Source organism: Helicobacter felis ATCC 49179 (assembly GCF_000200595.1).
In the GTDB taxonomy this organism is placed as follows: domain Bacteria; phylum Campylobacterota; class Campylobacteria; order Campylobacterales; family Helicobacteraceae; genus Helicobacter; species Helicobacter felis.
In genome coordinates, this window is the sequence record NC_014810.2 from 1,393,459 (window position 1) to 1,414,528 (window position 21,070).

The 21,070-nt window shown below is 43.3% G+C and carries 20 protein-coding genes and 1 pseudogene; 4 read left to right on the forward strand and 17 right to left on the reverse strand.

Annotated elements, in window-relative coordinates; translation table 11 throughout:
- Positions 1 to 7 precede the first annotated feature (7 nt).
- The 8 genes from HFELIS_RS07070 to HFELIS_RS07105 form a co-directional block, all read right to left on the reverse strand.
- Positions 8 to 358 (reverse strand): branched-chain amino acid transporter permease, encoded by a 351-nt coding sequence (locus tag HFELIS_RS07070; RefSeq protein WP_013469862.1) that lies wholly within the window; start codon positions 356 to 358, stop codon positions 8 to 10.
- Positions 355 to 1,032 carry an AzlC family ABC transporter permease gene (locus HFELIS_RS07075; protein ID WP_013469863.1) on the reverse strand — a complete coding sequence of 226 codons (678 nt, stop codon included), beginning with the start codon at positions 1,030 to 1,032 and terminating at the stop codon, positions 355 to 357. Before HFELIS_RS07075 ends, HFELIS_RS07070 begins: the two co-directional genes overlap by 4 nt.
- On the reverse strand, positions 1,025 to 2,209 hold the full coding sequence (locus tag HFELIS_RS07080; protein ID WP_231844164.1) for an ABC transporter permease: 1,185 nt from the start codon (positions 2,207 to 2,209) through the stop codon (positions 1,025 to 1,027). Before HFELIS_RS07080 ends, HFELIS_RS07075 begins: the two co-directional genes overlap by 8 nt.
- Positions 2,110 to 3,177, reverse strand: a complete 1,068-nt coding sequence (locus HFELIS_RS07085) for an ABC transporter permease (protein ID WP_013469865.1) — start codon at positions 3,175 to 3,177, stop codon at positions 2,110 to 2,112. Before HFELIS_RS07085 ends, HFELIS_RS07080 begins: the two co-directional genes overlap by 100 nt.
- Positions 3,177 to 4,163: an HlyD family secretion protein gene (locus HFELIS_RS07090; protein ID WP_013469866.1), complete on the reverse strand. Its 987-nt coding sequence runs from the start codon at positions 4,161 to 4,163 to the stop codon at positions 3,177 to 3,179. The genes HFELIS_RS07085 and HFELIS_RS07090 overlap by 1 nt, the downstream gene beginning before the upstream one ends.
- 7 nt (positions 4,164 to 4,170) lie before the next feature.
- Positions 4,171 to 5,622 carry a TolC family protein gene (locus tag HFELIS_RS07095; protein ID WP_013469867.1) on the reverse strand — a complete coding sequence of 484 codons (1,452 nt, stop codon included), beginning with the start codon at positions 5,620 to 5,622 and terminating at the stop codon, positions 4,171 to 4,173.
- Positions 5,622 to 6,911: a hemolysin family protein gene (locus HFELIS_RS07100; RefSeq protein ID WP_041302882.1), complete on the reverse strand. Its 1,290-nt coding sequence runs from the start codon at positions 6,909 to 6,911 to the stop codon at positions 5,622 to 5,624. The genes HFELIS_RS07095 and HFELIS_RS07100 overlap by 1 nt, the downstream gene beginning before the upstream one ends.
- 62 nt (positions 6,912 to 6,973) lie before the next feature.
- Entirely contained in the window at positions 6,974 to 8,587 is a 1,614-nt protein-coding gene (locus HFELIS_RS07105; protein WP_013469869.1) for an inorganic phosphate transporter, read from the reverse strand.
- 54 nt (positions 8,588 to 8,641) lie between these two features.
- Between HFELIS_RS07105 and HFELIS_RS07110 the strand changes: the two genes are divergently transcribed.
- Both HFELIS_RS07110 and pseC read left to right on the forward strand, forming a co-directional pair.
- Positions 8,642 to 9,181 carry a phosphorylase family protein gene (locus tag HFELIS_RS07110; RefSeq protein ID WP_013469870.1) on the forward strand — a complete coding sequence of 180 codons (540 nt, stop codon included), beginning with the start codon at positions 8,642 to 8,644 and terminating at the stop codon, positions 9,179 to 9,181.
- 252 nt (positions 9,182 to 9,433) lie between these two features.
- Positions 9,434 to 10,564 carry a UDP-4-amino-4,6-dideoxy-N-acetyl-beta-L-altrosamine transaminase gene (gene pseC / locus HFELIS_RS07115; protein WP_013469872.1) on the forward strand — a complete coding sequence of 377 codons (1,131 nt, stop codon included), beginning with the start codon at positions 9,434 to 9,436 and terminating at the stop codon, positions 10,562 to 10,564.
- Here the strand turns inward: pseC and HFELIS_RS07120 are convergent.
- On the reverse strand, positions 10,550 to 12,085 hold the full coding sequence (locus HFELIS_RS07120) for a BspA family leucine-rich repeat surface protein (protein ID WP_231844166.1): 1,536 nt from the start codon (positions 12,083 to 12,085) through the stop codon (positions 10,550 to 10,552). The genes pseC and HFELIS_RS07120 overlap by 15 nt on opposite strands.
- Before the next feature lie 681 nt (positions 12,086 to 12,766).
- On the opposite strand from HFELIS_RS07120, the pseudogene HFELIS_RS07125 reads away from it, so the two are divergent.
- Both HFELIS_RS07125 and HFELIS_RS07130 read left to right on the forward strand, forming a co-directional pair.
- Positions 12,767 to 13,459 (forward strand): annotated as a pseudogene (locus tag HFELIS_RS07125) (outer membrane protein); the annotation flags it as partial.
- An 88-nt stretch (positions 13,460 to 13,547) separates the two neighbouring features.
- On the forward strand, positions 13,548 to 14,369 hold the full coding sequence (locus tag HFELIS_RS07130; RefSeq protein WP_013469875.1) for an outer membrane protein: 822 nt from the start codon (positions 13,548 to 13,550) through the stop codon (positions 14,367 to 14,369).
- Here HFELIS_RS07130 and HFELIS_RS07135 read toward each other — a convergent pair.
- The 8 genes from HFELIS_RS07135 to recG all read right to left on the reverse strand — a co-directional run bounded on the left by HFELIS_RS07135 (position 14,359) and on the right by recG (position 21,069).
- Positions 14,359 to 14,910 carry a hypothetical protein gene (locus HFELIS_RS07135; RefSeq protein WP_013469876.1) on the reverse strand — a complete coding sequence of 184 codons (552 nt, stop codon included), beginning with the start codon at positions 14,908 to 14,910 and terminating at the stop codon, positions 14,359 to 14,361. The two genes, HFELIS_RS07130 and HFELIS_RS07135, sit on opposite strands and share 11 nt — an antisense overlap.
- Positions 14,900 to 15,433, reverse strand: coding sequence for a hypothetical protein (locus HFELIS_RS07140; protein WP_231844167.1), 534 nt, complete (start codon positions 15,431 to 15,433; stop codon positions 14,900 to 14,902). Before HFELIS_RS07140 ends, HFELIS_RS07135 begins: the two co-directional genes overlap by 11 nt.
- 178 nt (positions 15,434 to 15,611) lie before the next feature.
- Entirely contained in the window at positions 15,612 to 15,806 is a 195-nt protein-coding gene (locus HFELIS_RS07145; RefSeq protein WP_013469879.1) for a DUF4006 family protein, read from the reverse strand.
- On the reverse strand, positions 15,806 to 16,669 hold the full coding sequence (gene ccoP, locus HFELIS_RS07150; RefSeq protein WP_013469880.1) for a cytochrome-c oxidase, cbb3-type subunit III: 864 nt from the start codon (positions 16,667 to 16,669) through the stop codon (positions 15,806 to 15,808). Before ccoP ends, HFELIS_RS07145 begins: the two co-directional genes overlap by 1 nt.
- Positions 16,670 to 16,879 (reverse strand): cytochrome c oxidase, cbb3-type, CcoQ subunit, encoded by a 210-nt coding sequence (locus HFELIS_RS07155; RefSeq protein WP_013469881.1) that lies wholly within the window; start codon positions 16,877 to 16,879, stop codon positions 16,670 to 16,672.
- Between the two features lie 2 nt (positions 16,880 to 16,881).
- Positions 16,882 to 17,619, reverse strand: a complete 738-nt coding sequence (ccoO, locus tag HFELIS_RS07160) for a cytochrome-c oxidase, cbb3-type subunit II (RefSeq protein ID WP_013469882.1) — start codon at positions 17,617 to 17,619, stop codon at positions 16,882 to 16,884.
- 9 nt (positions 17,620 to 17,628) lie between these two features.
- Positions 17,629 to 19,122 (reverse strand): cytochrome-c oxidase, cbb3-type subunit I, encoded by a 1,494-nt coding sequence (ccoN, locus tag HFELIS_RS07165; RefSeq protein ID WP_104578524.1) that lies wholly within the window; start codon positions 19,120 to 19,122, stop codon positions 17,629 to 17,631.
- Between the two features lie 93 nt (positions 19,123 to 19,215).
- Complete coding sequence (gene recG, locus HFELIS_RS07170) at positions 19,216 to 21,069, reverse strand: ATP-dependent DNA helicase RecG (RefSeq protein WP_041303351.1); 1,854 nt, start codon at positions 21,067 to 21,069, stop codon at positions 19,216 to 19,218.
- Between the last annotated feature and the right edge of the window lies 1 nt (position 21,070).

Below are 21,070 nucleotides of genomic sequence, written 5' to 3' on the forward strand. Positions count from 1 at the left end.
TGGCGCATTAATGGTTGGCAAATAGAGAGGCGATGGGCGCGCTCTGCACCAACCACATATAAAGCGCAGTGCTCCCTACAACACTCAAGACAAAGACGCGCAAACTCAAGTGCAAGATCACCAAACAAGCCACCGCTAGCATTTCGTTCAATCCATAGGGCGGGCTAGAAAAGGGCGTATCTTTGAGGCTATAGACAATGAGCATACCCACCACCCCCACGCTCAAAACCCGCCCCAAGTAGAGCAACATCTTAGGCGCGGGACGTTTGGCATTGAAAAGCAAAAAAGGGAACACGCGGATGAAATAGGTCGTCCCGGCTGTGAGGATCAAAACGCACCAAAGATATAAATCACTCATTCTAAACGCCTTCTAAAGAGCACAAAAATACCTACCATAACCAATAGTGTAGGTAAGAGAAAATGGGTTTTGCCAAAGAGGATAAAGCAAGCTAGCGCACTTAAAAGCCCGATGAGCGCAGGGGCGTGGCGTTTGGTGGCTTTCCATTGCTCTATAAAGATCACTAAAAAAGTCCCCACTACGATAAAAGAGATGCCCTCCACATTGAGGCTAAACCCATCGCCCAAAACTGCCCCCAAAGCCGTGCCCACCATCCAATAAATATGATTGAGGAGTGCGATAGCGAACATAAAATCCTCGCGCGCGCTCTGCTTGGGTTTGGCAAAGTTCAAGAGCATGAAAGTTTCATCGGTAAGAGTGTGGGCTAAATAGTAGATGCGTTTGCCTGTTGTGCTAAAGGGTTCTAGCATGGAGATCGCATAGCAGATTTGGCGCGTGTTGAGCAGAGCGACTAGCAGGAAGATACTCAGCAGGCTCGCGTGCGCGCTGAGTAATCCAACCACCAAAAACTGCACCGCTCCGGCATAAACAAAAAGCCCCATAAACATGGCCACCCAAAAGCCATACCCCTCTTGTTGCACCAAAACTCCAAAGGTCGCGCCCATGAGAATAAAGCCTAAGAGCATGGGGATGGTGTGGGGAAAGGCTTCCTTAAATGCTAGAGTGCTAGGCATATTGTCTCCTAGAAAGTCTCCAAGCCCCTAATAGAGAGCTTAGGAAAAAGATTCCTGCTAAATACCATAAATGGGGCAAAGTTGCCTCTAAGGGCGCGCCTAATTGGTTGAGCATGACCATAGAGGAAATCCCATGGTAGGCGGGCACAATTTGTAAAAATGTGCGCAAAAAGGGGGGCAAGAGTTCTAGGGGCCAAATGAAGCCCACCATAAAAATTAAGGGCAGGGAGGAGAGTAAAATGATTTGGGTGGCATGCGCCTCTTTTTTAAGATAAGTGCCCAGCACCACCCCACAGCTTGCTGTGCTCATCAAAAACAAGAGCGCAAGGGCGAGCAGGGCGGAGGGGTTAGCATGGATGTGGATGCCATAATGAGGAAATAATACCCCAAAGTAGAGCAGCACAAACGCCGTATAGATCGCACTAAAACTCAGCGCGCGCACAAGCACCACACGCAACGCCTCTAAAAAACTGGGCATCAAACGCGCTTGTGCGCAGGTGAGCATGCTCGCCCCAATGAGCAGAGTTTGGTGCAAAATAAAAATAAACACATTGGCGATCGCGTAGTTGAGGTAGCCTATAGAGGGGTTATATAGTGGGATGGTTTTTAGCACAAAGAGATTATGATCGCGGCGTATCTCTCTTAAATGGCTTTTATAGGTTTTGATCTCATCACTGAGCGCGTTGCTGACATCCACAAGAGCATTGGCGATCGCTCCATAGATGAGGAAATAGTTGGCATTAGCATAGAGCTCAATCTGTGCGGGGGTGGAGGTGTAGAGCGCGCGCTCAAAGAAGGCAGGAATGAACACAATTCCATACACTTTTTCTTGTTCTAAAAGTTGTTTAGCCTCCTGCATAGAATCGCTGAAGGCCTTGATAGACACCCCCGGAGCGCTCTCTAACATGCGGATCAACTTCCTAGAGAGGGCGCTATGGTCCATGTCCACCACCGCCACGCTTTGGCGTGTTACGATGTCGTTTTGATAGGGGAGGGGGTAGAGGAAAGCGTAAAAAAGAGGTCCTACAATCACAATAAAACGCACCCCTGCGTGGGTGAAAATGGCTTTAAGTTCTTCTAAGAGTGTGCGCATCTTTTCTTTTCTTTCAAAGACCATATGCACAGCCCCAAAGGCAAAAACAGCAGAAAAAAGCCCATCTTGAGCAAAGTTTGCCATGCCAACACTAGCCCATCATGGTAATGAGATAGAGCGATGAGCATTTTCATAAAATAGCTCACGGGCAATAAAGAACCCCAAAATTCCCCTAGCACGCTCATATTACTCACCGGGTAGGTAACCCCCACAAAGGCGAGTGAGGGGGCAGTATAAGCTGCGATCGCTGAGGCGCTTTTGATAGGATCGCCCAGCAGGGCATACAAAACTAGGGCCACACTAGAAATACCAAGCACCATGAGCACCACGCCACTCAAAAGCAGTTCTAAATGTGCGTAATAAGGTTTTAGAAATCCTAACATCAACGCGCCCCACAGGCTAAAAATCAGCGTATTAAGCCATAACGCCCTGAAAGCTTGCTTAAGACTTTGGGCGTGTCCTAGCAGATTGAGCATGCCCACAGCGGCTAAAATTTGCCACATACAGGGCAAAATCACCCCGAGCAAGAATTGCGCGTAATTGCTATTTTCGTTATAGAGAGGGTGGATTTTGGTATGCACGGGAAAAGCGAGCGCTTTAGCGGTGTTTAAATTACTCTGTGTGGCTAAATTCATCGCCACATCGTTTTTAACATTGAGGGTCATCAGAGTTTGGAGAAACGCGCTAGAAATTGCCTTGCCCACTAGGACAAACTCAGCATTGTAATAAAGCGCGATAGGGGTTTTTACCCCTAACTTGGTGCGCCGCTCTAAACCGCTGGGCAACACCACCACCGCATAGATCCCCTTACTGGCTAGGTCTTGCTTTGCTTGATTTAAAGAGGGGTAAAAGTGCAGAATGTGCAAATGGCTATTGGCATTCAAGGCGTTTTTAATCTCTAGGCTCAAATGGCTATGATCTAAGTCTATAATTCCAATAGGTAATTTTGTAGGAAGCTCTTTATAAAAAATCCCAACCATCAAGGCCCACAAACACAAGGGCAGACCAAAAAGTAAAACAAGCGTAAATTTATCTTGGCCTAGTTGTGGCATTAAGGATTGACCAACACGCTCATGCCCACCCGCAAGCGCGCCATTTCGCTCAAAGGGGTTGCCTCAATGCTAAAAGAGCGCATGTCATAACTCTTGCTCGCGCTCGTGCTCTTCCATGTTGCAAAATCTCCCATCACGCTCACATAAGTTACTTTAAATTGCAATTCTTGATCTAAGGCTGGAACATAGCCTTTAAACACAGAGCCTACGCTAAATTTTTTCAAATATTTTTCAGGCACACTGAGATTAAGCCACGCATGCGCGGTGTCTGTAACTAAAACTACCGGAAAACCCTTAGGGCTCAACTCGCCCCCATAGAGAATCACATTGCTCACTTCTCCATCAATGGGGCTATAGGCATTTTTATCGCGCAAGAATACCTGCACTTCATTAAGTTGTCCTAGTGCAGCTTGTTCTTTTTCTTTAGCAGCAACCTTGCTCTCATGGCTGGCCCCCTCGCGCGCTAGCTGGTATTGTTGGAAAGCGGCTTCCTTGTTATAGGTCGCGCTCTGAAAGGCCGCATAGGCTTCATCTCTTTTCTGCAAGCTCGCTACGCCCTTATCATAGAGTTCTTGGACTCGTCTATAAGTTTCTTGTGCTAGATCGCTCTGTGCCTTAGCGGCCCGATACACATCTCTTGCACCCTGAATGCTTTGGGTGCGGCTTCCCTTTAACACCTCATCGCGCAGGGCTTGGGCGGCTTTGTGGCTAGAACTGGCTTGTAAAAGTTTGGCTTGGACTTCAGGACTATTAATACTAAAGACTAGATCGCCTTTTTTGATGCGATCCCCCTTTTTAACCACTACCTTTTCAATGCGCCCGGCAAGCTTAGAACTCACGCTGTATTCTCGAGCCTCAATAAAGCCCTGTAAACGCTCTTCTTTGTGGGTATAGGCTTGGTAATAAAGAGTGCCCAGCCACCCCAAAATTCCTAAAAAGACCACCACGATGAGAACTAAAATACCCTTATTTGATGTTTTCGCCATATTGATCCTAGTGTGCGTAATCATAGAAAAGATCGATGTGATCCCCTAAAGCCATCAAGTCCACAAGTGCGCTAATGTATTTAAAAGCGCTCGTCTTTTGCTCAATAAGCGCGCCAGAAAGGGCGTTGCGCGCATCGATCACTAAAGAGTTTGTGCTCATCCCTTCCTTAAACGCCTCTTCTTGAAGTTTTAAATTTTCTTTGGCCAGCTCAATGCTTGTGTTAAGACTATTGTACTCGCGCAAAGCGGCTTGACACTGCAAATAAGTTTTGTGCACCAAAAGTTCCATGTCTTTTTTTGCCTGACTTTGGAGCGCGCTGGTTTGGAGTTCGTCAATTTTAGCAGCTTGGTAGTGCAAGATGCGCCCTGTGGGAGTCAAAATAGGCAGACGCGCCCCCACACCCACAAACCATTCTGGAATCATATTCGTTAAGGTGGAATTATTTTGCTTCATAATATAAGCCCCAAAAAAGTTAAAATGAGGGAGGAATTTAGACACCTGCAATTTGACCATTTCATGCGCGCTCTGTCTTTTAATGGCCAAACTTTTAAGAGCAGGGTAAGAACTCAAAGTTTCCTGAATAAAAAAATTGAGATTGGGTAAACTCTTGGGGTGGATATTTAAATTAGCTACAGGGCTAAAATGCGCGCTAGAAGTATCTTGCTTGGAAAGAATGGTATTAAAGGCTAAATTGGCGATCTCTAGGGCATCTCTAGCTTGCATGGTTTTGATCTTACTTTTTTCATAGGCTACAGAGGCACTGAGCACTTCTATGCGCGCGATTTGGCCTGCCTTTTGGCGTTTGAGGGCGTTTTGGTAATGCTCTAAGTGTCCCTTTTCTACATCTTGGAGCACGCTCAAAACTTCTCTATTCAACACCAAGCCATAGTAAATTTTTACCAACTCTTGGAAAGTAGAAAGCCGTTTTAAGCGCGAAACCTCCCTTGATTCTTTATGCGCTAAAGAGGCGAGTTTGCTCATATAAAAGCGCGCCCCACCCATGTAGAGAGGGTAAATGATACTCAAAGCCCCCAAAACTACATTTTCTTTAGAAAAAAGCAGGGGTTGATTTAGTACGCCCAGTGCACTTCCCAACCCCCCAGCTAGAGCGCCCCCCCCTAGAGCACTTAGCGGTGGCTTGCCCAAATCAGTAGCTAGTCTTGTGTCAAGTTTTTGTAATTTTGCGCGGGTAGTTTGGCTGAGCAGCTGTGTTTCCACCGGCTTATTTAAATGCACATAAAAAGCACTCAGATCAATTTGAGGCAAAAAGGAAAGTTTGGCTGCCGTGCTGAGTTTTTTAGCCTTTTTCTCCGCATAATCCTGCGCTTTGATCCCATCATAATTGTTTAAAACAATCCCCCAAGCTTCTTTGAGGGAAACCTGTTGCGTGCCATCATTCCCAATAGATGCGCCCCAAAGCAACCCTGTAACGCATACAATTCCAACCAAATACCGCACTAGAGATTCTTTTTCATCAATTTAAGTTTTTTGATACGCGCCTTATCCATGTCCAATACTTCAAAGATACAATGCGCATCGCCTACCACATCGCCCACCTCTGGCAGGCGTTCCAATAAACTAAAGACATATCCCCCCAAAGTAACCTGCTCGTAATCAGGGTCAAATTTAACCTTAAGCAACTCTGCCATATTTTCCAAGTCCACCATTCCATCACACTCAAAAGTGTTTTCATCAAGACGCTTGATGCCCTCTTTGCTCAAATCTTGAGCGTCCGAAATATTACCCATGATCTCCTTAATAATGTCGTCCATAGTCAGCAGGCCGGAAGTGCCCCCGTATTCGTCCACTACTAAGGCGGTGTAAACCCGTTTATTGTTCATCTTGAGCAAAATCTGAGAAATAGACGCGCTCTCGGGCACAATCAGCATTTCTTTCAGTAAATTCTTAAAATTTTGCGTGTCCTGCGGATCAAGCAGAGATGCCGAAAGCACATCCTTAATGTGGATCATCCCCAAGACATTATCTTTATTACCATCACAACAAGGATAGCGCGTGAAAGGGTGTTTGAGCATGGTTTGGATATTGTCTTTATAAGAACATTTTAAATCAATGCAGACCATGTCATTTCTAGGAGTCATCACCTCTCTAGCGCTGGTATCAGAGAAGTCCACCGCATTTTTGATGATCTCTTCTTCGACAAAATCGATCACACCCCCTTTAAGACTCTCCCCCACGATGATTTTTAGTTCTTCTTCAGAATGCGTGCTGTCATGTTGAGGCTCAATGCCAAAAATTTTGAGCACAATCTTAGCCAAGAAGTCAAAAAGATTGACAATGGGATAAGAGATCAGCCAAAAAGCATGCAAGGGGCGCGCGATCCACAACACCACACTCTCAGCGCGCACAATCGCAATAGATTTAGGCACAATCTCGCCCAAAATCACATGTAAAAGCGTGATGAAGCTAAAGGCGATCACCACGCTAAGACTATGCGCCACGACATATAAACTCTCAAAACGAATCCATTTTTGTAAAAAAAGCGTAATAAAATGTGCAATGGCTGGTTCGCCCAACCAGCCCAAACCCAAGGACGCAAGGGTAACTCCTAACTGTGTCGCGCTTAGATAGGTATTTAAAGAGGCGTTGATTTTAAGAGCCAAGATGGCGTTTTGATTATTGTGTAAGCTCAACTCTTCAAGTTTAGAGCGTCTCACCTTGACAATAGCAAACTCAGAGAGCACAAAAAAAGCGTTCAGTAAAACTAATAAAAGAGCTAAAAGAAGCATGAGCAACGGTTCATACAGCCCCAAGAAAACAACTCCTTAAAAAGTGGAGCGTGGATTTCACTTTAGAGTCGCCCCACAACACCAAAGACATCGATAAGATAATATCCTAGCGCTCCTAACAGGGTAGAAATAGGCACGGTGATCAGCCAAGCCGTAACAATCTTTTTGATCACAGAACGCTTAACAAGCTCGCTCTTATAAGCTTTTTTGAGCGATTTGCGCTCTTTCTTACTCAAACCTATAGAGTACTCTAGGGTATTATTATCTTTTTTGAGTGCTTTAAGATAGGCTAACATCTCCTTTTTTTGTTGGGGACTGGCCTTTTCAAAGCGTTCTAAGAAATTTTTAATCACGCTAGCATCTTCGCCAGCATGGGCATCTAAGATCATTTGCTTCATCTCTAGGGTGCGCCTATGCAACATCTCACGCAGAAAACCCACCCCAAAAACCGCTCCGATAGTGATATGAGTCGAGCTTACAGGCAAACCTAATTTAGAGGCAAAAAGCACGGTAATCACAGTCGCCATCGCGATACAAAAAGCCTGCATTTTGTCTAGTTCTGTAATCTCACTCCCCACGGTTTTAATGAGTTTGGGGCCATAAAGGCTTAGGCCTAAAGCGATCCCCATCCCCCCAATGAGCATGATCCACATGGGCGCGTAAGCACTCGTAGGAATGGTATTCTGCCCCCATTGTTGCAAACTCTGCACAATAGCTGCTAAAGGGCCTACAGCATTGGCTACATCATTAGCTCCGTGCGCAAAACTTAACAAGGCCGCGCCAAAAATAAGCGGGTAGGTGAAAAGAGTGTGCACACTCTCTCTGGTGTTTTCTAAACCAGGAAGTTTTTTAGCAACATAGGATTTAAAGATCCAAAAGACACACAAACCTGCTATGAAGCTTAAGAGAATGTCCTGCCATCCCTGCAACATAAAAGGTAACTTTTTGTTTAAAACTTTGGCAAACATATACCAAGTAAAGGCCATACCCATGATTCCCACTAAAATGGGCATCACTTGCATGGCAGCTTGTTTTTTATCTTCTTTGTCGCTTAAAACATGTTTGATGCCAGCAAGCAGACCCATAGCAATTCCCCCCCCCATTACCGGAGAAATGACCCAACTAGCTACAATTCCTCCCAAGAAATGCCACTCGACAGCCCCCACACCTCCGGCCATCAAACCTGCTCCCAACACCCCCCCTACAATAGAGTGTGTGGTAGAAACAGGCGCGCCAATAGCAGTGGCCAAGTGCAACCAAATAGCCCCTGAAAGCAGAGCAGAGAGCATCATGCCTACAAAAACTGCGCTATCATGGATGTGTGCAGGGTTGATAATTTTACCCTTGATGCTTTGCACCACATCCGCACCTGCTAGCACAGCCCCTAAAACTTCGCAAATAGCGGCCAGTAAAATCGCCATGCCCAAAGTGATCGCTTGAGAGCCCACTAGAGGCCCTACATTATTGGCGACATCGTTAGCCCCGATGTTCATCGCCATATACCCCCCCACCACAGTCGCCAAAGCGAGCAAAGGAAGGTGTATGTGCACATGCCCTAAGACTAAAGACATGCCCGCGATACACACCACAAACACAACAGCCAAAGTGATCTTGACATTATCTCTTTGGAGGTCTTTAAAGGCTTTTTTAAGTGGAGAAGCGTCTTTGGCTTTCATTGTGGGCGCACTTTAATATAAAATAGTCTAAGAACTGCTTAAAAAGGAATCATCATGTTCGTGTGTGCAGGTAGAATAGAAAACTTGTTAGGAGCTAAAAGTATCGGTGTGGGTCTTATTGAGAGTGCGATCTGCTTAAGCAGACTCTGCCTTTTAGAGAGACCTAAGGAGCTGATCTTTGTGGGCAGTGCCGGGGCGTATTCCAAAGAGATTCCTCTCTTAAGTCTTTTTAAGAGCAAGGAGGCTTATCAAATTGAGCAAAGCTTTGCACAAGCGCAGAGTTACACGCCACTAGAAAACTATCTTGAGGTGCAGAGCGCGCTTTTTGAATCTAAAAAATTGCCCTCTGCCAAGGTCAATTCGAGCAATTACATTCATACCAATCAAGACTTTGCCAAACAGATGAGTTGTGCGGGTATCCTCTTAGAAAATATGGAATTTTTTGCCGTCCTCAGCGCAGCGCAGGCGTTTAAAATTCCTGCTATGGGAGTGTTTTGCGTGAGTAACTATGTAGGAGCGCATGCCCATCAAGAATTTTTACAACACAGCGCACAAGTTAAAAAAAACTTAGAGACTTGTATTAGAGAATTTTAGCTATACTGAATGTGGAAACTGCAGTTTCCAATCTTTAGAAAGGAGAACACTATGAGCAATAATCATAATAACAATAGTTGCAACACCAATAGCAATAAACATAGCGAAAAAAATAGTGGTGGTTGTGGTTGTGGTAAAAACAACTAAAATCGCCTTGTGTTCCCCTGCATACGCGGGGGTTTTTTGTTTTCACCTCTGAAATTTTGGTCTTTTTTCATCCACTAGATCTTTTACAATCATGTAAGGAGAGTCATGAATCCCTATAGCACGCAGTGTATTGACCAAGAAGATATAGAGTCTGTGGTGCGCGCCTTGCAGGGCGCGCATTTGACACAAGGACCTTTGTCAAGAGACTTTGAGAATGCGTTAGCCGATTATTTGGGAGTAAAATATGTGATCGCTTGCAACAGCGCGACTTCAGCTCTTTTGATGGCTTACAAAGCTTTAGGACTCTCAGGAATGCATGCTATCACCACGCCTATTAGTTTTGTGGCCACTACTAACATGCTCTTGGCGTGTCAAGCAACCCCCGTATTTTGTGATATTGGCGAAGATGGTAATCTTGATCCTCATTTGCTAGAAGAAACATACCAGCGATGTTCTGATCGCCAAAAAATTAGAGCGGTTATTAGTGTGGATTATGGGGGTAAAAGTGTGGAAGTGGAATCCATTAAAGAGTTTTGCGCCCGGCATGGACTTGTTTTTATTTCAGATAGTTCTCATGCCTTAGGCGCGAGCTATAAACAACAAAAAGTAGGCTCTTTAGCCGATGCCACCATTTTTAGCCTGCATGCCATTAAATCTATCACGACTGCTGAAGGAGGCCTAGTTGCTACAGACAACCAAGCCCTCTATGAAAAACTCCAACTATTGAGATCGCATGGGGTGAGGAATGAAGGTTTTCATGTGGAGGTTTTGGATTATGGCTACAATTTTAGAATGAATGAAATTCAAAGTGCTTTGGGCCTTAGTCAACTCTCTAAACTTGATCGCTTTGTGGCTGTGCGTGAGGAAATCGCGCGTCTTTATGACGATCTTTTAGCGGATAATCCATACGCTATCCCACTGCATGCTAGCTTGCCCTCCCACATAACAAGCTCTAACCATCTCTACCCTGTTTTGCTCAACCCCACTCTTTGGGAGGCTAAATCTAAACTGCTAGAGGGGTTATTAAAGGCACAAATTGGCGTGCAAGTGCATTATAAACCCATACACACTTTTAAACTCTATCAAGAACGCCTAGGGGCGATACATTTGCCTAAAGCCCAAGATTTTTACAAAGCCACCCTCTCTCTGCCGTGCCATCAAAAGATGACACGCGCCCTAGCCATGTATACGATGGAAACTTTCTTAGATTTGTGCCAAACTTTAACTGCAGTTTAGATTATAAGCAATACCAAAGGTTTTCATTCCAGTTGCATGGAAGAACATGCACCGGACATTCGCCTGATCAAGATGCCATCTGCTCAAATCCTGACTAAAACTTTTGGTATAGGCAAACATTTTGTACATATTGGTAACTTTCTTGGTATTCCAACTAGAAATATCTTGATTGAAACTCTTGGCATAGAAAAACATTTTTTGCATGTCTGTTACACGACTCACATCCCAAGTATTGAGGGGTTGGTTAAACATAAAGGCCCCATAAAAAAGATAGGACATATTATTGACATGGCTAACATCCCAAGAGCCAATAGGTTGGTTAAATGCGGTCGCGTACTTAAACATTCCTTGTAAATTTGTCGCGCTTGCAGGCTTCCAAGTTGTGATATTGCCATTAAAATGATAAGTGAGACTGAACATATAGCTCATGTTTTGAATGCGACTCACATCCCAGTCTTCTAGTGGTTGGTTGAAGTCTCTAGAACCATAGAACATAAAGCTGCTATCTTGGACATGTTGCATTTCCCACATGTCCAAAGGCTGATTAAAAGCCGTAAAAGCAAAAGCTGCTTTCATATTGATCACACTGCTTGTATCCCAGTTATTGAGCGAGACACCCACCTTGCGCCCCATAAAAATCGCTTCCATATTTTTAACATGACTGACATCCCATGTTTCAATTCCCTCTAAATTTGTGCGATTCTCTAAGGTAGTGCAACGGTGATAGAATTCTAAGATTTGATTATATTCGCTGTCGCGTGTTGCCCATAAAGATCCATTTCTAATGGGTAGTTGTTTGAGGCGCGTATAAATATTTTCTTTGTCGCAAAAAAGATAGCTCATGTCTTCTACAAGGCCGGTGTTAATGCTTTCCAAAGGGATCGTTGAATCTTTTAAAAGCGCGATAAGTTCTTTTTTGTTTTTAGGATAATGGAGGAATTTTAAGAGGTTTGGAGGTATATCTTGAGAGAGGGGCGAAAATGGCGTTTTGACCTTTGTCCCTAAAAACATGCCTTGTGTTTGGGCATTTTCTAAATTCTTCCACATAAGAATATTTTGTTTGAATTGTGTAGCGTTGGCAAACATGTAGCTAAAATTTTGAGGGGGGCTGTGCTCGCGTTGCCAACGATTCCAACGACTAAGAGGTTGATTGAAACTCTTGGCCTGATAAAACATGTAACTAAAATCCACACCTCTAGAAGTGTTCCAAGAGTTTAAGGGTTGGTTAAAGCTAGTGGCGTTGGCAAACATGTAACTAAAATCCACACCTCTAGAAGTGTTCCAAGAGTTTAAGGGTTGGTTAAAGCTAGTGGCGTTGGCAAACATGTAACTAAAGTTTCTTACATGACCCGTGTTCCAGCGTTTTAAAGAGTGGTTGAAATGCACCTGATTCATAAACATGCCTTCCATATTTTCCACATGACTTACATCCCAAGTTTCAATCCCAGAAAAATTCTCTCGATAAGGGGTGCAAATTCCTTTTTTTTCTAGGGGTGCTTGCAAACAAAACAGATAGCTCATGTCTCTGATATAGCGGGTGTTGATTTTTGAGAGCGGAATTTTTGGATTTTTTAACAGTTCTCTAAGATGCGCTTTATTTCTAGGTGTCAAACTATGCCCGCTCAAACAAGCAAAAGTAAACGGAAATAACGCTAAACATGCTGAACCAAAACTTCTCATAGAAAAAGTAACAAACATGCAATCCCCAAAAGGGCAATATAAAGTGTTTCATTTTAGCACAAAATGGCTTAGAATACAAAATTTACTATATTCAGTATTACAAAATAAAATAAAATTTTTTTTAGACTTTAGCAAGTATTAAGTAATATGATAATATTATCAATTAATAATAATTGAGCAAGGATTCTGCGCATGGATAACCATGAGACTGAGATTTTTGGTAATTTTCACAGGCCTTGTTTGCTGTGGATACAGAGTATAGCACTAGGTGCATTGGTATTTAATCCTTTAGGAGCTGTGGGAATCAGGGGGTTTGGGGACACACCTCTTACGGGTATTCCTAACGGAAGTGGTGGGGGCGATCAGCTTCTTGAAGACGCTAAGAAGATGCAGGAACTCGAGCACCATGACCATGATGAAGAACATGATCATGATCAAGAACAAGCGCAAAAAAAAACTAAACAACCATCTACAGCAGTAGCTACCGCAAAGACCTCTGCTAAAAAAGACGCTTGGGTTGGCGAACACTCTAGTTTTTTTGCGGGGTTTAATTACCAAGCTAGCTCGATTGCTAACATGATACATTACGCCGGCAACGAGGCAGTTAATTCCACTACTGGTGATAAGTCTGTCAATCCTACTATGACGTTTCCTCCCTTAATGGGTGTGGGGATTTCAATAGGTTACAAGCAATTCTTTGGGCAAAAACATAATGTCGGTTTGCGCTATTTTGGTTTTTTTGACTATAACCATAGTCGTTTTGGTGTGCTTAGATCAACGGATAACTCCTTTACATTTGGTAATACTACATTTACTGAAAAAGATAGTTATGCCGGACAATACTATGCCAATCTCTACACTTATGGTGTCGGGATAGACATGCTCTATAATTTTTACACCAACAAGCACTTTATTTTTGGAATGGCTTTAGGGGTTCAGTTTGCAGGGGATAGTTGGGCGACCTCCATTCAAAAAGACCTCCAAAGTTATAAAAAGACAAATAAAAGTTCTAGCTACAGCCCGGCTAACTTCCAATTTCTTGTCAATTTTGCCCTCCGAGCGCAATTTGCTAAACATAATGGTATTGAATTAGGTATCAAAGTCCCTACTATCACTCATCGTTATTTCAGTCTTACCAATGCGCAAGGCACAAATTTAGTCGCCGATGTGCGCCGTCTTTATGCGTTTCAAATCAGTTATTTGCGCGATTTTTAGAATTTACATCTCTTAGACCTTAAAATTAGAGACACCTGGCCGATTTAGTAAGAATTTATCTAAATTAAATCTAAATAAAGGGATTAGCATGCGCATTAAGTCGCCGGTCGCTCTTTTTTTAACCTCTCTTTTAGGAGCCACGGATGGAAGTGGAATTTTTATTGGAGGCGGTTATCAGCAAGGTAAAGCGCAGTTGCGCATGCAAGATGGAGGGCAAAGGACTGAGGTTGATGCCCCCATAAGAGGGTTTGGACTACAACTAGGTTATCAATTTTTCATAGGTAGATTTGTAGGCATTAAGGCTTATGGCTTCTTTGATTATGCCCACACTTCCGGTATTCATTTCAATCGTCAAGATACGGCTAGCTCCGATCCAATTCAATGTGATTTTAAAGGTGGGAGTCCGATTACTTTCCCTGCTCCTGGTGTTCCCGGTATTCCTAGTGCCCCTAAAGGTGTACCCGTTCCTGCCCCAAAATTTAATATGCCTAATTGCCAAGTTAATGTGATGGGTATCTTGCAACAGCTCGTTGGCACTAACAAGCCCGTTGAACCCAATATGCTTACCTATGGTGGTGGAGCGGATTTAATCATCAATCTCATCAATAACCAAGCGATCGCCTTAGGGGTATTTGGAGGTGTTCAGCTTGCAGGCAACTCTTGGCTATTGGCAACTCCGGATTTCAGTGATCTTGCTCTAACTTATGCGGGTCTTAACAAGAGCCCTACAGCCTTTCAATATCTATTGAATGTTGGAGGCAGGTTGCGTATTTTGAAACATAGTAGTGTAGAGGGAGGGATTAAGTTCCCCATGCTGAAAAACAATCCATTCTTGCAAACTAAAAATGAAGGAACACTATATATCAGGAGACTTTACTCTTGGTATGTGAACTACACTTTTACTTTCTAGCGCGCGCATAGGCAGGTTGAATGAGGGGGATGTAGCTCTTGTTAAAACCCACCTTGATTAGGATTTTATAATTTCCCTCCCTGGAGAGATTAAAAGGGTTAAGAGTGCAGACAATTGCCTTAATATCTTCCATACACTTAGGTTTTTCAAAAGGATGGGCTTTGGCCATATCTACAAGTATGACAGAGACATTTAAAGGCGGGGTAACCTTTTGAAGTCTTGTAAAAACAAGTTGCATTTGATTATTTTTAAGATGCAAATGCAAAAGAGGGGTGCTAGGATTGAGATAATAAGGAAATGGGGGGTTAAGATTTTGATTGTCGCTTTGTAGGGTGAGGTTATAGTTTTGTAAAAAAGTATGGTAGTGGGCGATCATGGTGTTGATGTGTGCATCCGTATAGGTGTGCTGTGTTAAATAAGAATTATCGTTTTTGGGTGTGTATTTGATAGCAACCACGACTAAAGCACTCACCAACAACACTCCTAAGAGCAATACGCTTAAAATCCCTAAAGGCCAATAGTTTTTTTCTTTAGTGTCCATGTTTTCTGACTCCAAAAAAATACCCATAGAAAAACAGAGCTAAAAGGGTGCAGAGCAACACATAGAGGATGGTTTTTGCCAAACTATTCGCGCTCTCCTCTTGAATATTGTTTTCTAGGTGTATATGATACTTCTGCGCAAGCGCATCGGCCATGTATGTGTAACCATTGAGCAATGCAAACGAAAAACGAGCATTGTTTTTAGCCATCTCATCTTCCCATTTTCTAGGCAAAAAAGGAGCGATCCGCTCAAAGAAAATCCCATCAGCATCGATCAAATCGGCAGGTTCCGATATAATAGCGATTTTTTGCGCTTGATAGTAAGCAAAGAGAGCTACATAAGGTGCAGACAAATCTTTTAGACGCAAACGCTGGTAGGATAAACGCTCTTCTTTAGTTTGCAAACGATCTCCCCCTAAAAAAACAACCAAGCGCACTCCAGATTTTTCTAAGAGTTCGCTAGAAACGCGCTCGATCAAAGACGCGCTTTTAGGCACAAGGTGCTGTGCAAGATTATCCTGCACAAAGCCCTTTTGGGCTCTCAAGCAACTTAGGATACAAAGAAGCGCAAAGAGAATGCGCCCTCCTCTAGGCATCAGACAGCAAAAAGAAAACTTGGTTTTAAAAAATAAAGCACCACAGTAATGATGAATAGGGCGAATAAAAACAAGCCAAGTAATTTTTCCATTCCTGTAAACATATCTATTCCTTAACCTGATAGAATTGGTGATTTTTCTCAAACATCTCAATTTTATCTGTATTGAGATGATAGGGATGCATGGCCTCTGTTTGTTGGATTTTGACAGCCTGAAATCCAAAAAAGCCCACAACACCCAAAAGAATGAGAACCACGATCAAACAACCCAAAATTCCATTTAAACCAAACAAACCATTCATCACTCTTCTCCTTGCAAGGATTGGATGTAGTGCGCTAACGCATTCACTTGTATCTCATTGAAATGCCTGTAGGCGAAACTAGGCATCTCTCCAATATGTCCTTTTTTGCCCTTTTCTAAAATTTCCTTTAAAAAAACCGGGGTGCCATAACGAGTCAAATCAGCTGCCATGCCTCCCTGTCCCTTGCCATCAGGACCATGGCATGACGCGCATGTGCTAGCAAAAATCGCCTCTCCCTTTTGGACAAGTTGAGGGTATCGCGTATGTTTGAGACTAGAAATCTTGGCCATTACAAAACTCGCCACAGCTTTAGCGTCATCAGCAGGCAATCCAAGAGGAGGCATTTCTCCTGCTTGGTAACCCAAGCCCACAGAACCCTGATCAATGACCTCCATAATGCCCTCTTCCTTGCCCCATTTGACCAAGTTTCTAGCCGTATTGTCCAAACCTGTCGCTTCTAATCCATGGCATTGTGAGCATTGGACCAAGAAAATCCCCTGTCCCATTTGTGTCAAGTCTTTTACACTGAGACTTTTCCAACGAGTCTCAAAACTCTCATTATAGCGAGCGACCTCTTTGTTGTATTCGCCAATCTGAGAGTAGCTAAACACAGGATAACCAAAAAAGATATACCATACACCCCAAGTAATAGCGACTAAGAAACTGACAACCCAACCTGTAGGGATGTTATTGAGAAACTCGCCGATACCATCAAATTGATGCCCATTATTATAAAATACTCCTTCATTGGTCTTCTCACGCATTGCCTTAAACAAGGAAGAGCTGATAGTCAAGGTTACGACCAAGATCACAAGGGCGGCGACCAATGCGAACGAATTAATATGATCTTTTAGGATTTCCATTTAGCCTCTTTTATGTTGGAGTAGGGAGGAACGCGGTTCGATGGGTGTATCATGCAACTCATCTTGCAGTGCTAGCTGGCTATAGCGCTCGTAATTGGTGATGCCTTTTTTATCCTTAACATACATGCTTACAATGTAGGCATAGAGAAAAATCGTAAAAAGGATGGTAAAAAAGACATAAGCAAACCCTCTAATCGCATCTAAATCCATCTTCACTCCTTGTTAGCAGATGTTGGTCTAGAAGAAGCTAGGCCTGCATGCGCCCCGCCAAGATCGATTCTTGCTTGCCCCAAGCTATTGAGATAGGCAATCAGCGCGACAATCTCTTTTACTTTGCCCTCTTTGAGTGCTGTGGTAATTTCAGGGTTTTGCATGTTGTCTACAATGGCTTTGGCTTCAGCTAAAAAGCGTGCTTTGGCCTCTTTGACATCTCCTAACTTAACTCCATTGGGCGCATCGTAGGGCACGCCAAAGACTTTTTTCTCTGTAAAAGCTTCTGCATAGGCGGTATCAAAGTCGCTATCTTTTTTAAAGAGATGTTTGTAAGCAGGCATGATACTTCCGGGCACAACACTTGTGGGTTCCAACATATGCTTTTCATGCCATGCAGTGGTGCGCACATCGCCCACACGATGCAAATCAGGACCAATTCTCCTAGATCCCCATAAAAAGGGACGATCGTAGGCATATTCCCCACTCAAACTATAAGCTCCATAGCGTTGCACTTCCGCTTGGAAAGGGCGGATAAGTTGGGAATGGCAGTTGTAACATCCCTCCTTGATATAAACCTGTCTGCCTGCTGTTTCTAAAATGCTGTAGGGTTTGAGCCCTTCAATGGGGCGCGCTGACTTAAAAAAGTTGGGCAAAATTTCTACAATCCCTGCAATGGCAAAGGCGACCACGAATGCCAAAGTAAAAAAGAAAGGGTTTTTTTCTAAAAAATTAAACATGAGTTCTCCTTAACGCAAACCCATAGGGGTAGCATAAGCAGGCTCTTTTTCAAGCACGCGCCCCTTTTGGATAGTCATCAACACATTGTATAGGAAGATGAAAAAGCCTACAAGATAAAGACTGCCTCCGATTCCACGAATGACATAATAAGGGATAAGCACCCGCACTGTGTCAATAAATTGATAGACCAAATTGCCATATTGATCCACATCGCGCCACATCATCCCCTGAGTAATACCTGCCACCCACATAGAGGAGAAGTAAAGCACGATGCCTAAAGTCATTAACCAAAACTGGACATCCATCAATTTGGCAGAATAAATTTCTCTTTTAAAGACACGAGGTGTCATGTGATACACCGCTGCGATGAGAGAGAAGCCCACCCAACCAAGCACGCCGTCATGTACATGTCCGATAATCCAATCGGTGAAGTGAGCCAGCGCGTTCACAGAGCGGATCGCCTGAATAGAACCCTCTAGGGTGGAGAGCATGTAGAAGGTGCTGGCCAAAACCAAGAATTTAATCAGAGGAGATTCTTTGAGTTGGTGCCACTGACCGCGCAAAGTTAAGAGCATGTTGATGGCTGTTCCCCATGAGGGCAAGATCAAAATAACAGAGAAAACAGAGGAGAGGGTTTGCACCCAATCTGGCACAGTGGAGTAGATTAGATGGTGTCCGCCCGCCCAAATGTAAACAAACATAAGACTCCAAAAGGAGAAAAGAGTTAGTTTATAAGAAAAAATAGGTTGTCCGCTCTCTTTGGGCAAGAAATAATAAATTGTGCCAATCACGCCACTTGTAAAAACAAAGGCTACCGCATTATGCCCCCACCACCACTGCACCAAGGCGTCATTGCTGCCCGCATAAAGAGAGATGGAGTGCCAAAGACTGCCCATATTGGCGACAAAATAGGTAGGAATAGAGAGATTGTTGAAGATGTAGAGCACGGCGATACCCACATAGGTAGCAATGTAATACCACAAAGAAACATAAATAGTATTTTCGCGGCGCACACCCATGCTCCCAAACATGCTAATCCCCCAAAGCACCCACACGATGACCACCAAAATATCCAAAGGCCAAGCTAATTCAGCGTATTCCTTGCTTTGTGTGATACCTGCAAATAAACTCACCACGCCCAACACGAGCGCAATAATCCAGAGCCAAAAGTGCAAATAACCCACAGCCTTTAAAAATGGATGATCATGGTAGGTAATCTTTAGGACTCTTTGTCCAATATAATACCAGCTTGCCCAAATGCCTCCCAAAGTAAAACCATAAATCACTCCATTGGTATGCAAGGGGCGCAAACGCCCAAAAATACTATATTCACCCAAAATATAATTTAATTTAGGAAAGGCTAATTGAAAAGCCAACACCACGCCAATCACCATGCCAATGACCCCAAAAGTGATCATGGCGATAATAAAGAGGCGGGCGATGGAGTAATCGTACTCAGCTACACGACCCACTTCAGCAGGCTTGGCATAGCCCCCTGGCATGCTAATATCCATATACGCTCCTCAATAAACTAATTTGAAAAGTTAAGTATAGCACAATAGACATGGATAATACAATAGCCTTTAGGTTCATATTTAAAATAAAAGGCTCGCTTGTGCGATCACATCTTGATCGGTAGCCAAATCCAAATAATTAAAATGCGCTCCACTCTGTTGCGTGCCTTGCAAGAGGTCTCCTGCATTCCGGTGCTTGAGGTCCAAGTTAGCGATCTCAAACCCATCTAAAGTTTGACTAAAGGCAAGTAAGCGGACATCGTGGACATAGTGGGTGAAGAGAAAACAATAACCTTTCCCGCCTAATCTTGCGACGCGCCCTCTAAGTTGGTGCAGAGTGGCTAACCCTAAGCGTTCAGGTCCAACAACAACGATTGTTGAGAGCTTGGGTAAACTGATCCCCACTTCAATAAGAGTTGTGGCTAGAAGAATGTGCCCCTCTTTGGCAAAATCCTCTAGGATTTCTTCCTTGTTAGCGTCTTTACCGCTTGTAACATATACGCCTTCAAAATGTGTCTTCCAATAGTTTTCTGCTTGTCTAAGAGGCATATAATCCTGCCGCACACTCTCTTCAACAAGGGGATAAATGATGGCGACCTGCTTTTTAGAATCGATCTGATGGCGGATATGGTGCAAGAGAGCTTGAAAATGTGTCCTATCAATGAGAGTTGTTTCAATATCTTTTGTGTAGGGTTTATCTTTAATCAAAGTGGTTTTAATAAACTTCGCTTCCATCATGGCTAGGGTGCGTGGAATAGGGGTGGCTGAAAATTGCAAATAATGCGGACTGCACACCACCCCCCCTATTTCTGTGCGCGCATAAATTTCTAAATCATGGCGTTGTTTGCTTCCAAATCTGTGCTGTTCATCGCTAATCACAAGCCCTACTTCTTTTGTGTCCAAAGAGGCATATAACAAAGTAGTTGTGCCAATAATAAAAGTGCTATGATTCACCTCTTCTTTAATTTTCTTAGATGTGCCCCCCAAAAGAAGAGAGACTTTAATATGGGGAGGGAGGAATTTAAGAGCTTCTTGATAGAGTTGCTTGGCCAACACGCTTGTAGGGGCCATTAAAAGACTTTTATGCGGGAAAGTTAAAGCTACGCTAGCCAAAATAACCATAGTTTTACCACACCCCACATCACCCATGATCAATCTTTTAGCCGCCACTTGACCCTGCATATCTGCTTGAATGCTTGTAATGGCTCTTTGTTGATCTGAAGTGAGGGTGAAGGGTAAATTTTTAAGAAAAATTTGCAGATTTTCTAAATTAGCGTGCCTGGCAAACTTGCTTGGAAACTCCCATTTTTTAGCGCTCAAAGCGCGCATATAGACAAAAGCTTCAATATATTTGAGTGCTTGTAGATAAATCCCAAAAAAACCCTTATGTGCCTTGAAGCGTTCTACAAATTCCAAAGTGGGGTAGAAAATCCTCTCTAGTGCCTCTATAATTTTTGAAGAGATGCCTATCTGCGTAAGTTTTATAAGGTTTTCTGCATGAATCACGCTTAGGCAAAATACTTGGTAATCCTTAATTTTTTGATTCTTAAAAATAGGGATTTGGCGCGTATTGGACTTGAAATGCAGAGCGATGCTTTGGGGTCGATCGATTCTTGTAGGGTTGACCATTTGGAAGTTATTAGAGTAAGGGTTTATGCTAATTTTACCATAGATAAAATAGCAAGATTGAGAAAAGCTTTTAGTGTGGTAGGGAGTGTAATTAAAGCAGACTAGATCAATCTCTTGGTTAAAAGCAAGAGCTAGAACTCTAATTTTGAGAATCTTGCCTGCATGGGCACTAAGCTTGCGCACTTCTAGGCAACCTTCTTGGCCATTTTCAAGTTTTTCTAGTAAAGTGTAAGCGGTATAATCCTTAGGCGGATAAAGCAAGAGTTGCAAAAAATCAGATAAGGGCAAACCGAGATTTAAATCCATC

What these genes read in the sequence shown, in the direction of transcription:
- HFELIS_RS07070 (WP_013469862.1), bottom strand. Translation starts at nt 358, where the DNA reads ATGAGTGATTTATATCTTTGGTGCGTTTTGATCCTCACAGCCGGGACG.
- HFELIS_RS07075 (WP_013469863.1), bottom strand. Translation starts at nt 1,032, where the DNA reads ATGCCTAGCACTCTAGCATTTAAGGAAGCCTTTCCCCACACCATCCCC.
- HFELIS_RS07080 (WP_231844164.1), bottom strand. Translation starts at nt 2,209, where the DNA reads ATGGCAAACTTTGCTCAAGATGGGCTTTTTTCTGCTGTTTTTGCCTTT.
- HFELIS_RS07085 (WP_013469865.1), bottom strand. Translation starts at nt 3,177, where the DNA reads ATGCCACAACTAGGCCAAGATAAATTTACGCTTGTTTTACTTTTTGGT.
- HFELIS_RS07090 (WP_013469866.1), bottom strand. Translation starts at nt 4,163, where the DNA reads ATGGCGAAAACATCAAATAAGGGTATTTTAGTTCTCATCGTGGTGGTC.
- HFELIS_RS07100 (WP_041302882.1), bottom strand. Translation starts at nt 6,911, where the DNA reads ATGCTTCTTTTAGCTCTTTTATTAGTTTTACTGAACGCTTTTTTTGTG.
- HFELIS_RS07105 (WP_013469869.1), bottom strand. Translation starts at nt 8,587, where the DNA reads ATGAAAGCCAAAGACGCTTCTCCACTTAAAAAAGCCTTTAAAGACCTC.
- HFELIS_RS07110 (WP_013469870.1), top strand. Translation starts at nt 8,642, where the DNA reads ATGTTCGTGTGTGCAGGTAGAATAGAAAACTTGTTAGGAGCTAAAAGT.
- pseC (WP_013469872.1), top strand. Translation starts at nt 9,434, where the DNA reads ATGAATCCCTATAGCACGCAGTGTATTGACCAAGAAGATATAGAGTCT.
- HFELIS_RS07120 (WP_231844166.1), bottom strand. Translation starts at nt 12,085, where the DNA reads ATGAGCTATCTGTTTTGTTTGCAAGCACCCCTAGAAAAAAAAGGAATT.
- HFELIS_RS07130 (WP_013469875.1), top strand. Translation starts at nt 13,548, where the DNA reads ATGCGCATTAAGTCGCCGGTCGCTCTTTTTTTAACCTCTCTTTTAGGA.
- HFELIS_RS07135 (WP_013469876.1), bottom strand. Translation starts at nt 14,910, where the DNA reads ATGGACACTAAAGAAAAAAACTATTGGCCTTTAGGGATTTTAAGCGTA.
- HFELIS_RS07145 (WP_013469879.1), bottom strand. Translation starts at nt 15,806, where the DNA reads ATGAATGGTTTGTTTGGTTTAAATGGAATTTTGGGTTGTTTGATCGTG.
- ccoP (WP_013469880.1), bottom strand. Translation starts at nt 16,669, where the DNA reads ATGGAAATCCTAAAAGATCATATTAATTCGTTCGCATTGGTCGCCGCC.
- HFELIS_RS07155 (WP_013469881.1), bottom strand. Translation starts at nt 16,879, where the DNA reads ATGGATTTAGATGCGATTAGAGGGTTTGCTTATGTCTTTTTTACCATC.
- ccoO (WP_013469882.1), bottom strand. Translation starts at nt 17,619, where the DNA reads ATGTTTAATTTTTTAGAAAAAAACCCTTTCTTTTTTACTTTGGCATTC.
- ccoN (WP_104578524.1), bottom strand. Translation starts at nt 19,122, where the DNA reads ATGCCAGGGGGCTATGCCAAGCCTGCTGAAGTGGGTCGTGTAGCTGAG.
- recG (WP_041303351.1), bottom strand. Translation starts at nt 21,069, where the DNA reads ATGGATTTAAATCTCGGTTTGCCCTTATCTGATTTTTTGCAACTCTTG.